General features: G+C 69.1%; 12 protein-coding genes and 2 pseudogenes. 10 read left to right on the top strand and 4 right to left on the bottom strand.

Going from position 1 to position 12,639, the window contains the following annotated elements:
* The first annotated feature begins 61 nt into the window (after positions 1-61).
* Positions 62-1,387 (top strand): erythromycin esterase family protein, encoded by a 1,326-nt coding sequence (locus ACFV1J_RS12550; protein WP_385857304.1) that lies wholly within the window; start codon positions 62-64, stop codon positions 1,385-1,387.
* Between the two features lie 95 nt (positions 1,388-1,482).
* Here the strand turns inward: ACFV1J_RS12550 and ACFV1J_RS12545 are convergent, their stop codons facing one another.
* Together ACFV1J_RS12545 and ACFV1J_RS12540 are read right to left on the bottom strand one after the other, a co-directional pair.
* Positions 1,483-1,617, bottom strand: coding sequence for a hypothetical protein (locus ACFV1J_RS12545; RefSeq protein WP_385857303.1), 135 nt, complete (start codon positions 1,615-1,617; stop codon positions 1,483-1,485).
* Positions 1,614-1,946: a hypothetical protein gene (locus ACFV1J_RS12540; RefSeq protein WP_385857302.1), complete on the bottom strand. Its 333-nt coding sequence runs from the start codon at positions 1,944-1,946 to the stop codon at positions 1,614-1,616. Before ACFV1J_RS12540 ends, ACFV1J_RS12545 begins: the two co-directional genes overlap by 4 nt.
* Before the next feature lie 138 nt (positions 1,947-2,084).
* On the opposite strand from ACFV1J_RS12540, the gene ACFV1J_RS12535 reads away from it, so the two are divergent.
* Complete coding sequence (locus ACFV1J_RS12535; RefSeq protein ID WP_385857301.1) at positions 2,085-2,441, top strand: winged helix-turn-helix domain-containing protein; 357 nt, start codon at positions 2,085-2,087, stop codon at positions 2,439-2,441.
* 572 nt (positions 2,442-3,013) lie between these two features.
* On the opposite strand, the gene ACFV1J_RS12530 is transcribed toward ACFV1J_RS12535, so the two are convergent.
* Complete coding sequence (locus ACFV1J_RS12530) at positions 3,014-4,069, bottom strand: LacI family DNA-binding transcriptional regulator (protein ID WP_385857300.1); 1,056 nt, start codon at positions 4,067-4,069, stop codon at positions 3,014-3,016.
* 259 nt (positions 4,070-4,328) lie between these two features.
* Here ACFV1J_RS12530 and ACFV1J_RS12525 point away from each other — a divergent pair, with 259 nt between their 5' ends.
* From ACFV1J_RS12525 to ACFV1J_RS12490, 8 genes and pseudogenes are all read left to right on the top strand, one after another.
* Complete coding sequence (locus tag ACFV1J_RS12525) at positions 4,329-5,678, top strand: ABC transporter substrate-binding protein (RefSeq protein ID WP_385857299.1); 1,350 nt, start codon at positions 4,329-4,331, stop codon at positions 5,676-5,678.
* Positions 5,679-5,754: 76 nt separating this feature from the next.
* Positions 5,755-6,720: a carbohydrate ABC transporter permease gene (locus ACFV1J_RS12520; protein WP_385857445.1), complete on the top strand. Its 966-nt coding sequence runs from the start codon at positions 5,755-5,757 to the stop codon at positions 6,718-6,720.
* A complete protein-coding gene (locus ACFV1J_RS12515) occupies positions 6,717-7,565 on the top strand; it encodes a carbohydrate ABC transporter permease (RefSeq protein ID WP_385857298.1) in 849 nt (282 codons plus the stop codon). Before ACFV1J_RS12520 ends, ACFV1J_RS12515 begins: the two co-directional genes overlap by 4 nt.
* On the top strand, positions 7,562-8,269 hold the full coding sequence (locus tag ACFV1J_RS12510; RefSeq protein ID WP_385857296.1) for a nucleoside/nucleotide kinase family protein: 708 nt from the start codon (positions 7,562-7,564) through the stop codon (positions 8,267-8,269). Before ACFV1J_RS12515 ends, ACFV1J_RS12510 begins: the two co-directional genes overlap by 4 nt.
* Positions 8,266-9,435, top strand: a complete 1,170-nt coding sequence (gene tal / locus ACFV1J_RS12505; RefSeq protein WP_385857295.1) for a transaldolase — start codon at positions 8,266-8,268, stop codon at positions 9,433-9,435. The genes ACFV1J_RS12510 and tal overlap by 4 nt, the downstream gene beginning before the upstream one ends.
* Positions 9,419-10,444 carry an NAD(P)-dependent alcohol dehydrogenase gene (locus ACFV1J_RS12500; protein WP_385857293.1) on the top strand — a complete coding sequence of 342 codons (1,026 nt, stop codon included), beginning with the start codon at positions 9,419-9,421 and terminating at the stop codon, positions 10,442-10,444. The genes tal and ACFV1J_RS12500 overlap by 17 nt, the downstream gene beginning before the upstream one ends.
* 441 nt (positions 10,445-10,885) lie before the next feature.
* Positions 10,886-11,117: pseudogene (locus ACFV1J_RS12495) on the top strand (transposase); the annotation flags it as partial.
* A 52-nt stretch (positions 11,118-11,169) separates the two neighbouring features.
* A pseudogene (locus ACFV1J_RS12490) lies at positions 11,170-12,556 on the top strand (ISAzo13 family transposase); the annotation flags it as partial.
* On the opposite strand, the gene ACFV1J_RS12485 reads toward ACFV1J_RS12490, so the two are convergent.
* A complete protein-coding gene (locus tag ACFV1J_RS12485) occupies positions 12,527-12,631 on the bottom strand; it encodes a hypothetical protein (protein ID WP_385857444.1) in 105 nt (34 codons plus the stop codon). The pseudogene ACFV1J_RS12490 and the gene ACFV1J_RS12485 sit on opposite strands and share 30 nt — an antisense overlap.
* Positions 12,632-12,639 lie beyond the last annotated feature (8 nt).

Raw genomic sequence — 12,639 nt, 5'->3', positions numbered from 1 at the left:
TTGCAATGATCCCATATCTGGTAACGTTCCCAAAGTTGGGAACAATGAAGGGGGTAGGGGAGTGACCACGAATAACGCGCCGGCTCCGGCTCGGCTGACCACCGAGGCGATACGGCCGCTGCGCACGCTGGACCCGGACGGGCCGCAGGAGGACCTGGCATGGCTGGATGAGGCGATCGGCGACGCGAGGGTGGTGGCGATCGGCGAGAGCGCGCACTACAACCGCGAGTCCTACCAGCTGCGCCACCGCCTGATGCGGTACCTGGTCGAGCGGCACGGGTTCGGCGCCTACGCGATGGAGTCCGGATTCGTCGAGGGAAGACTGACCGACGAATGGATCCGCGGCGGACAGGGCCGGCCCGGCAACGTCATGGCGAACGGCATGACCTCGCTGATGGGACTATGGACCGAGATGCGGGCCCATCTGGAGTGGATGCGGCAGCACAATCTCGAATCCGCCGAGCCGGTTGGCTTCTACGGTATCGACCTGTCCGGCTCGAACGTCTCCCTGCTACCCGGCTTGGACGCCGTCATCGCCTACCTCGCACACGCGGATCCTGCGTTCGAGATGGATCCGAGGATCCGGGAGACGGCCTCGGCCTTCGCGGCGCCGTCCGCATTCTCCCTTTCCCAGGCCGTCGCCGCCTACGCAGAGCTCGCGCCTGAGCAACGGGATGCGTTGACAGCAGGACTGGCCGACCTCACCGCGCGGATGGAGGGGCGACGCCTGGACTACCGGCAGCGTACGACTGCCGCCACCTACGAGCGCGCGCTGCGCTCGCTGCACCTGACCGTCGCCATCGACGCGAATGCCCGCGCGATGGCCCGTGGCGATCACGACAGCGTGCTCTTCCAACGCGACGCCGCGATCGCGGACACCGTCGAATGGGTCCTGCACCGGGAGGACCGGATCGTTCTGGCCGCCCACAACGGCCACATCCAGCGCTGGCCCGCCGGCTTGCCGGGCATGCCTCCTGCGGCGACGATGGGCATGCACCTTGCTGACCGGCTCGGCGAGGACTACCTGGTCATCGGCACCACCAACGGCACGGGCCAAACCCTCAACACCGGAGCCGACTTCTACGCCGGCAAGCTTTTCACCGACCTGGAGCCACCCCGACCCGGCAGCCTCGACGCACTCATGGCCGCCAGCGGTGACGGACCCTTCGCCACCGACCTGCGGCGGCTGCCACCGGCCGACACCAAGGCCGTTCAGGCTGTCTCCCAGCAGCGTCTCGGCGCTCTCTACTGCGATGTGAGCCCCCTGGACGCCTATGACGTCATCGTCCACCTCCCCCATGTCACCGCAGCTGAACCCGACGACACTGCCCTCGCCAACTCACCTCACGACGTACAGAAGGCGTTCTCCCATTGGAAGCCGCGATGACCCCTGCTCCAGCAGGGTCGACGTAACCGACGCGTTTCTGGGCGGTCCGGCCACCGGGACGGCGGACGGGCCGTGAAGCGGTCGGCGGTACGGACTCAGGTCGCTGATCCCGGCTCGGTGATGCGGGCTTCGAGGTCGGCAACGCGCCGGTCCTGGAAGCGAAGGTTGGAGCGGGAAACCTCCCTGATCCGCTGCTCGGCGATGCCCGCACCGCCGAGCCGAACCCTCATCGGCCCGCGGCGGGCACCTGCCACGTCCGGGCGGGCACCTGCCGCGTCGGGGCGGACAACTGCGCCGTCCACATGCGCACATAGTGTCCGTCGGCGTCCGTGAGGAGCTCCGTGTGGGAGCCGCACCGGGCGGTGCGGCCGCCGTCGACCACCAGGATCTGGTCCGCACCGACGACCGTTGGGAGCCGATGCGCGATGACGATGACGGTCCTGTCGGCCACCAGGTTGTCGATGGCTCGCTGTACCGCCACCGGTGACTCGGTGCCCAGTCCCGCGGCCGGCTCGTCGAGCAGGACTACCGGAGCGTTCTTGAGGATGGCGTACGACACCGGTCTGCGGGTCGTCGAAGCGGCTGATCAGGGGACCGGGGCTGCTGCGGGGCGCCTGGTCGCTCACGCTGGTTCAACGCCCGCGTCCACGTACGAGATGATCTCAACGATGGTGCCTGGGCAGCTGGCCGCCACGGTGTGAGCGCCTCGGCCCCCAGGACCGTCAGCCGTAATTGGCTGTCTCGCATACGTCCACGGGACGTTCATGGTCTACCCCGCCCTTATCCCGCTGCCTCTGCTCGACGAGCCCGAGACCGGCCACTCCCTGGCCGTACTGCTGGGCCGCTCCCGCGCGGCCATGCTGGAACAGCTCGTCCGCCCCGTACCGGCACCGACCTCGGCCGTGAGCTGGGCCTGGCGAAGTCCTCGGTCTCCGAGCACACGAAGGCCCTCCGCGCCGCCCGCCTGGTCACCGCCCGGCGCGACGGCAGGACGGTCTGGCACTCCTGCACGCCCCTGGGGCTGGGGCTCCTCGGCACGTGGGGCGGTCTGTGACCAGGACGAGTGATCGCACGGGGTCGCAGGAGGAGCCCCTCCGAGCACCCGCCGGTGGACCTGCACGATGCCGCGTCGACGATGCGGGCTGGTGACCGAGGCGGGGGCGTGGCCGGGGCCTGGCGGCAGCCAGCAGCCGAATTGCGGGGCCTCCGCGCCCGTGGGTGCCGCAGGCGGATCGGCCGGTGGCCAAGGAGTGAGCCGTGAGCGCCGTCGCCCTGGCTGCCGAACAAGTCCCCGAGCGCCTGTCTTGCGGGGTGTCGCAGGTGCTTGGGAAGCGGGTTGGTTCCCCAACGACCCCTCAGGAACAGGCCGGCCAGGGTGCTCAGCTGAAGAGGATCGTCGTGGGCAGGAGTTTGTGACACCCCAAGGTCGGCCTGACCGGGGAGCGGGAACCTTCGCGCGGCGCGCCGGGGGCGCATGCGTCCGCGGTCACCGGTCGCCGTATTGGACCCGCTGCTGCGAAGCCGGGCGTGAGTGATGGCGAAGACGGCATAGAAGGCCGGCGACGCCGGCCTTCTCCTGGCACGGTGCGCGGCCCTGAGCGGGCAACCCTGTCTGCCCGTCGGACCTCAGTCTTCCGCTGAGGAGGGTGCGGGACATCCGCAGGAGTCCCGGTGCATCAGCTCGGGCGGCATGCGGACGGTACGCGGGGGCAGGTCGGGGTCCTTGAGGCGGGACAGCAGGAGCCGGACGGCCTCGGTTCCCATGTCGTGGCAGGGCTGGGCGACGGTGGTCAGGCGGGGGGTGAAGAGGTCCGCCCATTCGAAGTCGTCGAAGGCGATCAAGGCGATGTCGGTGGGTACGGTTTTGCCTCGTTCGCGCAGGGCCCGCATGGCGCCGATGGTCATGTGGTTATTGCCGATGATGAGGGCGGTCGGCGGGTCGTCCAGGTCCAGCAGTGCGTGGACGGCTCGGCGGGCCGGCTCGGCGTCGGACCCTCCACTGATGATGAGCCGTTCGTCGACTGGGAGGCCGTTTCCGGCCAAGGCGCTTCGATAGCCCGCGACGCGTTCGTCGGTGGTGGAGAGGCCGGCCAGGCCGGAGACCAGGCCGATGCGGGAGTGGCCCAGGTCCGCGAGGTGCTGGACGAGGCCGGCGGTGGCCTCGGCGTTCTCGCAGCCCACCTGGTCGTGTGCGGGGCTGATCAGTCTGTCGACGAGTGCGACGGGAACACCGCGCTCCTCGAGGTAGGCCAGGGTCCGCTCCCCGTGGGCGGCGGGGGCCAGCAGGATTCCGTCGACGCGCCGCTGGTACAGGTCCGCGGCGATCCGCAGTTCCCGTTCGGGGTCGTCGTGGGTGTCGGCCAACAGCAGCGTGTAACCGTGGCGCTCTGCCTCCTCCCGGATGCCCTGGGCGACCTCCCCGAAGTAGGGATTGGAGATCGCGGACATGGCCAGCCCGAGGGTCAGGGTGCGCGAGGTGCTCAGGGAGCGGGCGACCGTGCTGGGGACGTAGCCGGTCTCCTTGATCGCGGTGAGCACCGCTTCACGCTTTTCCGGGCTGACGAAGCGGGTCTCGTTGATCACGTGGGAGACCGTGGTGACGGACACGCCGGCCCGTCGCGCGACCTCGGACATGTTGGTGGTTCGCACGCTGTTGGAGCGCCGTTGCGGTGCCGAAGCCACTGCCACCCCCTCGACATGCGGCGAAACCGGTTGCGCACTGAAGGCTATCACCGTGAAGGCTGCTGAAATTCAGCGTGCGCAACCGGTTGCGCAACCGATTGCGCACGGTTAACGTCACCGCAACTTCAGGGAAAACGGCCTGCGCCACGGCCCTGCCCCGGGCCCCGACACCGCTGAACCAACCCCTGACCCGGCACCGGCGACGCGTACGCCGACGGAGCCGGCACCTTGATCCACCTGCCGCTATCGAGGAGGACCCATGCGGTCGAGACGACATCCCTATCGCCTGTGGACCGCTGTGGGGGCGGCCATCGCCCTGCTGACGAGCGGTTGCGCCGGCTGGGGCGGCGCACGGGACTCCGAAGCCATCAATGTGCTCATGGTGGGCAACCCCCAGATGGAGGACCTTGCGAAGCTGACCCGCGAGCACTTCACATCCGACACCGGTATCAAGGTCAACTTCACGGTGCTGCCCGAGAACGAGTTCCGGGACAAGGCGACCCAGGAGGTGGCGACCCAGGCGGGACAGTACGACCTGGTCAGCGCGGGCTCGGCGGATGCGCAGATCTGGGCGAAGAACGGCTGGCTGAAGGAACTGGACGGCTACACCGCCAAGGACCGCGGCTTCGACGCCGCTGACCTGCTGACGCCCATGAAGACCTCGCTGCAGTCGCACGGCAAGCTGTATGCGCTGCCCTTCTACGGCGAGTCCTCGTTCCTCATGTACCGCAAGGACCTGTTCAAGAAGGCCGGGCTGACCATGCCCGAACGCCCGACCTGGTCCCAGGTCGCCCGCTTCGCCGCGAAGCTCGACGGCGCGGAGCCGGGCACGGCCGGGATCTGTCTGCGCGGCCTGCCCGGCTGGGGCGAGGTCTTCGCCCCTCTGACCACGGTGGTCAACACCTTCGGCGGCACCTGGTTCACCAAGGACTGGCAGGCCCGGGTCGACTCACCCGAGTTCACCAGGGCCACGAAGTTCTATGTGAATCTGCTCCGGCAGCACGGTGAGCCGGGAGCGGCCCAGTCCGGGTTCACCGAATGCCTGAACACGTTCGGACAGGGCAAGGCCGCGATGTGGTACGACGCGACCTCGGCCGCCGGGTCGCTGGAGGACCCGAGGACCTCGAAGGTGGCGGGCAAGGTCGGCTACGCCTTCGCACCGGTGGAGAAGACCCACAGCTCCGGCTGGCTGTGGTCATGGGCGTGGGCGATGCCCAGGACGACGGACAAGGCCGACGCCGCCTGGAAGTTCATGTCCTGGGCTTCGAGCAAGAAGTACGAACGGCTCGTCGGCAGGGAGCTGGGGTGGCCCCGGGTGCCGTCCGGCAAGCGCGCTTCGACCTATCGGATCCCGCAGTACGTCGCGGCGTCGAAGGCGTTCGGGACGCGCACCCAGCAGGCGATCGAGGAAGCCGACCCCAAGAACCCGGGGGTGCAGCCACGGCCCACGGTCGGCATCCAGTACGTACCGATCCCCGAGTTCGCCGATCTGGGCACCAAGGTCTCGCAGGAGGTCGGCGCGGCGATCGCCGGCCGCGGCACGGTCGAGCAGGCGCTCAGGGACGGCCAGCGGCTGGCCGAGAAGACCGCGGCCGAGAACCGCAACTGAGCGGCCCATGGCCGCGACCGGAGCGGCCCGCACCTCCCCACTCAACACACCGATCCTCTCCCCTCCCGGAGCCGATATGACCACCCTCGCCGAGCGGCCCTCGGCCGCACTGACCTCCGCCGGGCGCGACGCCCGCAGCAGACAGCGGCGGGAACGCCGATTCAGGCGCATCCCCCTGCTTCCGGCCCTGGTCTTCACCATCGTCGTCACGCAACTGCCCTTCGTCGTCACCCTGGTCACCTCCACCTTCGGCTGGAACGTGCTGCACCCCGGTGAGCACTCCTTCGTCGGTGTACGGAACTACGTGACGGTCTTCACCGACAGCAGGCTGCGCAACGCCGTGTTCAACACGGTGCTGCTCACCGCCTCGGTCGTGCTCGTCTCGCTGTTGCTGGGGCTCGTCCTGGCACTGCTGCTCGACCGTAGGTTCCGCGGCCGCGGGCTCGTCCGTACGCTGCTGATCGCCCCGTTCCTGATCATGCCGGTGGCCGGCGCGCTGCTGTGGAAGCACGCGCTCTACAACCCGACCTACGGCCTGATCAACGGCGTTCTGGGGGCAGTTGGCCGACTGTTCGGCATGGACTCCCCGCCCACCGTGGACTGGGTGTCGGACCTGCCGATGCCGGCGGTGGTGGCCTCTCTGGTGTGGCAGTGGACGCCGTTCATGATGCTGATCCTGCTGGCGGGACTGCAGAGCCAGCCCGCAGAGGCGCTGGAGGCCGCGCGCGTCGACGGTGCCTCGTCCTGGCAGACCTTCCGCTACATCACGCTGCCGCATCTGCGTCAGTACCTGGAGTTGGGGATCCTGCTCGGCTCCATCTACGTCGTGCAGACCTTCGACGCGGTGTTCACCATCACCCAGGGCGGACCGGGCACGGCCACCACGAATCTGCCGTACGAGATCTACCTGACCACGTTCCGCAAGTTCGAATACGGCGAGGCGTCCGCGGCGGGCGTCGTCGTGGTGATCGCATCGATCATCGTGGCGACCTTCGCGCTGCGGGTGATCTCCTCGCTGTTCCGAGAGGAGACGTCGAAGTGACGGCAACTTCCCTGCGGCGACCGCGCTTCCCGAGACGTCCGGGCCGCAGTACCTGGCTCGGCCTGCTCGCCTGGGCGTTTGCGCTGCTGTTCGTCGCGCCGATCGGCTGGATGCTGCTGACGTCACTGCACAGCGAGGCCGACGCGGCGACCAACCCGCCGAGCCTGCTCGCCCCGCTCACCCTCGACCAGTACCGGCTGCTGTTCGCCCGCGGCCTGGCTGCCCCGCTGCTCAACTCGGCGACCGCATCCCTTCTGTCGACGCTGCTTGTCCTGCTGCTCGCACTGCCCGCTGCCTACGCGCTGTCCATCCGCCCGGTGGAGAAGTGGACGGACGCACTGTTCTTCTTCCTGTCGACGAAGATGCTGCCGCCCGTCGCCGCCCTGCTGCCGCTCTACCTGATCATCAAGGACATCGGCATGCTCGACAACGTCTGGACGCTCGCCGTCCTGTACACGTCGATGAACCTGCCGATCGCCATCTGGATGATGCGGTCCTTCCTCGCCGAGATCCCCCACGAGATCGTCGAGGCGGCGCAGATGGACGGGGCTGGCCTGCCCACCATCCTCTTCCGCGTCATTGGCCCGGTGGCCATACCGGGGATCGCTGCGACCTCCCTCATCTGCTTCATCTTCAGCTGGAACGAGTTCATGTTCGCCGTGAACCTCACGGCGGTGCGCGCCACGACCGCCCCCGTCTTCCTGGTGGGCTTCATCACCAACGAAGGGCTCTTCCTGGCCCGGCTGTGCGCCGCCGCGATCCTCGTCTCCCTGCCCGTACTCATCGCCGGGTTCGCCGCACAGGACAAGCTGGTGCGCGGCATGTCCCTGGGAGCCGTCAAGTGACCGCAGCCTCCGGAGTCCAGGGCCCTTGGACCTTCTCCGCCCTGCTGGCGCGGGCCCGCCGGCTCGCGGCCCCGGGGCAGCGCAGGATCCTGGGGATCGCGGGGCCGCCGGGCTCGGGGAAATCCACCCTCGCGCCCCGCCTCGCCGCCGCACTGGGACCCGGCGCGGCCGTCGCCGTGCCGATGGACGGATTCCACCTGGCCGACGCCGAGCTGAGGCGGCTCGGCCGGCGTGACCGCAAGGGCGCGCCGGACACCTTCGACGCGGCGGGCTATGTGGCACTGCTACGGCGGCTGCGCGAGCCCTCCGGAGGTCGGGTGTACGCCCCGGAGTTCAGCCGCGAGATCGAGGAGCCGGTCGCCGGTGCCATCCCGGTCCCCGCCGAGGTACCGCTGGTGATCACCGAAGGCAACTACCTGCTGCTGGAGGACGGTGACTGGGCCCAGGTCCGCGGCCTGCTCGACGAGGCGTGGTACCTCGCGCCCGACGAGGAAACCCGGCTCGACTGGCTGGTCGAGCGCCACATCACCTACGGCAAGGCACCCGAGGCGGCCCGCTCCTGGTCCCTGGGCAGCGACCAGCGCAACGCCGACCTCATCGCCGCCACCCGGAGCCGGGCCGACCTGGTCATACCCCCGCCTCCGCTGGAGCCCGTCCCGCAGCTTCCCCTTGTGACCACCCCCGACCGAGGAGATTCGCCGTGACCGCACCTCCCGCCCCGCTCGCCGCCCTCACGGCGCAAGGGGTGTCTGTATGGCTGGACGACCTCAGCCGCCCGCTCCTGACCACCGGCGCCCTCGGGGCCCTCGTCCGCGACCACGGCGTCTCGGGGGTCACCACCAATCCGGCGATCTTCGCCCAGGCTCTGGCCCAGAGCGCCGCCTACGCCGACCAACTCGCCGAACTCGCCCGGCGCGGCGCCGATGCCGAGGATGCGGTGCGCGCGCTGACGGCGTACGACGTGCGGTGGGCCTGCGATGTCCTGCGGCCCGTCCACGACGCGACCGGTGGCGTCGACGGGCGCGTGTCGATCGAGGTCGACCCGCACCTCGCCCATCAAGCGGACCAGACCGTCGCGGCGGCCCGCGCCTTGTGGCGAGGCATCAACCGGCCCAACCTCCTCATCAAGATCCCGGCGACCGAGGCCGCGCTGCCCGCCGTCGTGCAGTGCCTGGCCGAGGGCATCAGCGTCAACGTCACCCTCCTCTTCTCCGTACAGCGTTACCGCCAGGTGCTGGACGCCCACCTGAGCGGTCTGGAACGCGCCCGTGCGATCGGGCGCGACCTCTCCGGCATCCACTCCGTCGCCTCCTTCTTCATCAGCCGGGTCGACACCGAGGTCGACGCCCGGCTGGCACGGCTCGGCCAGGCCGCCGCCGAGGCACCGCGCGGGGGCGCGGGCATCGCCAACGCCAGGCTCGCCCACGAGGCATTCCGGGAGGTCACCGACAGTCCGCGCTGGGCAGCGCTCGCCGCGAGCGGCGCCCGGCCGCAGCGCCTGCTGTGGGCCTCAACCGGAGTGAAGGACCCCGCCTACGACGACACCCGCTACGTGACCGAACTCGTCACGCCCGGCACGGTCAACACCATGCCCGGGGCCACTCTGCGGGCAGTCGCCGACCACGGCGTCATCCGCGGCGACACGGTGACCGGCAGCTACGCGGCGGCACGCCACGTCCTTGAGGAACTCACCCGCGCCGGCGTGGACCTCGGTGATGTCGCCCAAGTCCTTGAAGAACAGGCCGTGGAGAAGTTCCGGACCGCCTGGCTCGGGCTGCTCGACCGCATCCGCACCGCCATGAAGACCACCACGAACACCACCCCCTCCCCAGTCACGCAGGAGACGGACCACCATGACGGCAATCCCTGACACCATGCGCGCCGGTGTGCTCACCGCAGTGCGGACGATCGAGCTGAAGGAGCGCCCCGTGCCGACGGTCCGGCCGGACGAGGTGCTCGTACGCGTCGCCGCCGTCGGCGTCTGCGGATCCGATGTCCACTACTACCAGGAAGGCCGGATCGGCCTGCACATCGTCGACCAGCCCCTCGTCCTGGGCCACGAACTCTCCGGCCGGATCGTCGCGGTCGGTGAGGAGGTCCCGGACGCCCGCGTCGGTGAGCGGGTGGCCGTCGAACCCCAGCGGCCCTGCCGCGTCTGCCCGCAGTGCAAATCGGGCAGCTACAACCTCTGCCCGCACATGGAGTTCTACGGTACCCCGCCCGTCGACGGCGCGTTCTGCGACTACGTCACCATCCCGGCGGACTTCGCCCACCCGGTCCCCGACTCGGTCTCCGACGAGGCCGCCGCTCTGATGGAGCCGCTGTCCGTGGCGATCTGGGCCGCGCGCAAGGCGGGCATCGAACCGGGCTCCCGGGTTCTGATCACCGGCTCCGGCCCCATCGGTGTCGTCACCGTTCAGACCGCACTCGCCTTCGGCGCCGCCGAGGTCATCGTGTCGGACCCGGCGCCGGAACGCCGGGAATGGGCCCGGCGCTTCGGTGCCACGACGGTGGACCCGGCCCGGGAGAGCCTGGCCGGACTCGACGTGGACGCATGCATCGACGCCTCGGGCGCAGCCCCCGCCATCCGCAGTGGCATCGAGGCAATACGCCCCGGAGGCACCCTCGTCCTCGTCGGCACCGGCGTCGACGAGATCACCCTGCCGCTGCCCGTCCTCCAGAACCGCGAACTCAACGTCACCGGCGTGTACCGCTACCGCGACACCTGGCCCACTGCCGTCCACCTCGTCGCCTCCGGCAAGGTCGACCTGGACTCCCTGGTCACCGGACGCTTCCCCCTCCAGGCCGCCGAGGACGCCCTGCGCTCGGGGGAGACACCGGAAAGCCTGAAGTCGGTCGTGCAGCTGTCCCAGGACTGACGCCTCAAGGCGGCTGTTACCCGGCCCCGTCGCCGTCGCGACGGGGCCGGCGGCCCACCACCAGGACAGCTGTACCTTCCACTCCGCTCTTGCCCTGATGAGCTGATGCTTGTAGCGGGCTTTTAGTCCCGGAACGGGAGTCTTCCCGCAGCAATCGGCTGCTGCGTGCTTCGGGCGCGTCCGCCAACGGTACGAGGATTGCTGCGCAAAGGAATAGGCCCGCGGGGTGAAGTCGGCTGCGCCGAAACCGCCTCCACCCCCGCCAGGCGCCGCCACGGTCTACGTAAGTCGACGCTTCGTCCAGTCGACGGCCGTTGCAGAGTTCAGGCGGGCGCCGGACTGGTCGCGTCGATTCAGCCGGTTGCCGCGGGCTGAGCCTCGGCTTGGGCCTCGACATCCTCGATGCCGCTGGGGCGTCCGGCGCGGACCCACCGGATGTAGAGGAAAAACGGCTGGCAGCTCGCGGAAATGGGCGGGTCACCGAACTCCGGATGGCTTCCAGCGGCTGCTGAACAGCAGCGTCTGGGACGCGGACGCCGTGCGTGACGAGGTCCGTGATTACGTGGCGGAGCGGCTGGGGCCCGACGGGGTGCTGATCATCGATGACACCGGGTTCATCAAGAAGGGCACCACCTCGGCCGGGGTCGGCCGGCAGTACACCGGCACCGCCGGGGCTTGTATTTCAATTACTGCTCGGTGCACGGGTGTTGGCGGGACAATGAGGTGTGACTGCGCGTACGGCCGCTCAGGCTTCAGTTGTGGCTTCGAGGACGAAGTTCGATCAGTTTCTTCCCCATCTCGACGAGCGGCGCCGTCGGATCTACCTGGCCAGCGAGGCCTTTGGGCGCCTGCTGCATGCCCTGGGATACAGCCTGCAGGGCACCGCGAAGACCACGGAAGGCGCCAGTCATCCGGACCGGGATGCTCAGTTCACCCACATCAATGCCACCGCCGAGGCCTTTCTCGAAGGCAACCAGCCGGTGATCAGCGTGGATACCAAGGCCAAGGAGTGGCTTGGCAACCGCGACCGACCCGGACTCGTCTGGCGGCCGGGCAAGAACCCCATCCGTGTGGACTGCCACACGTTCATCACCAGTGACCAGCCTGTGGTCATCCCCTACGGGATCTACGACATCGCTCGCAACACCGGCTGGGTCAACGTCGGGACCGACCACGACACGGGCCAGTTCGCGGTGGAATCCATCCGCCGCTGGTGGCAGCAGCGCGGGGACGACCACCCGGATGCCGGCCGGCTGCTGATCACCGCCGACTGCGGTGGTTCCAACGACCCCCGCCGCTGGACATGGAAGAAGCACCTCGCCGCCTTCGCCCTGGAAAGCGGACTCGAGATCACGGTCTGCCACTTCCCACCTGGAACGTCGAAGTGGAACAAGATCGAACACCGGATGTTCTGCCACATCACCGCGAACTGGCGCGGCAGGCCCCTGACCAGCTACCAGGTCGTCATCGAGACCATCGCCGCCACGACCACTCGCACCGGCCTCAGAGTCGGAGCCGAACTCGACACCGGCCGATATGCCCTGGGCACCACAGTCCCACCCGCCGAGTTCCATGCCCTTCCAATCACACCCCACGCCTTCCACGGCGACTGGAACTACACCCTGGCACCGCTCGCCCCCGGCTCCCCGAGCCGGCACCGAGCCGACCACGGATCGATCCCGCCCTGACCGCGATGCTCACCGACCCGGCCCTGACCGGCATGTCACGCTCCGCCTTCGACCACCTGGTCGCCATCTCGGAACCGTACTGGGACGCCTTGGCCGAGGCGGCATTCCAACGACGCTTCCACCGCCCGCGCAGCTACCTCCACCCGCGGACCAGCAGCCTCGACCACTACCACCGCCTACTGACCGCCCTGTTACGCCGCCGCAGAGCCGTCACCAGCACACTTCTGGCCCAGCTCCAGAATGTCGGCCGCACCAACCTGTCCAACCAGTTCCAAGACGGCCACCGCCTCCTGGACCTGCACCGCATCGCGGTCACCCCGCTACCCGGAACCCCAGCCCGCACCTTCGCCCAACTACAAGCCCGCCTACCGCCACGCGACGACACCTGCACAGATCAACTCTGACAGTTATTCAGACACACGCCAACGGAGGTGCCGGTGTACTGCCGGCCCACCCCGGCCGAGGTGGTGCCTTTCTTGATGAACCCCGTGTCATCGATGATCAGTA

The sequence above is a fragment of the Streptomyces sp. NPDC059649 genome, assembly GCF_042734445.1.
In the GTDB taxonomy this organism is placed as follows: Bacteria; Actinomycetota; Actinomycetes; order Streptomycetales; family Streptomycetaceae; genus Streptomyces.
Note: the sequence above shows the minus strand (reverse complement) of the source record. Positions and strands in the feature narration are given on the sequence as shown.

Excerpts from the sequence above, each read along its gene's own strand:
- ACFV1J_RS12545 (WP_385857303.1), bottom strand. The coding sequence starts at position 1,617 with ATGAGGGTTCGGCTCGGCGGTGCGGGCATCGCCGAGCAGCGGATCAGG.
- ACFV1J_RS12525 (WP_385857299.1), top strand. The coding sequence starts at position 4,329 with ATGCGGTCGAGACGACATCCCTATCGCCTGTGGACCGCTGTGGGGGCG.
- ACFV1J_RS12520 (WP_385857445.1), top strand. The coding sequence starts at position 5,755 with ATGACCACCCTCGCCGAGCGGCCCTCGGCCGCACTGACCTCCGCCGGG.
- ACFV1J_RS12500 (WP_385857293.1), top strand. The coding sequence starts at position 9,419 with ATGACGGCAATCCCTGACACCATGCGCGCCGGTGTGCTCACCGCAGTG.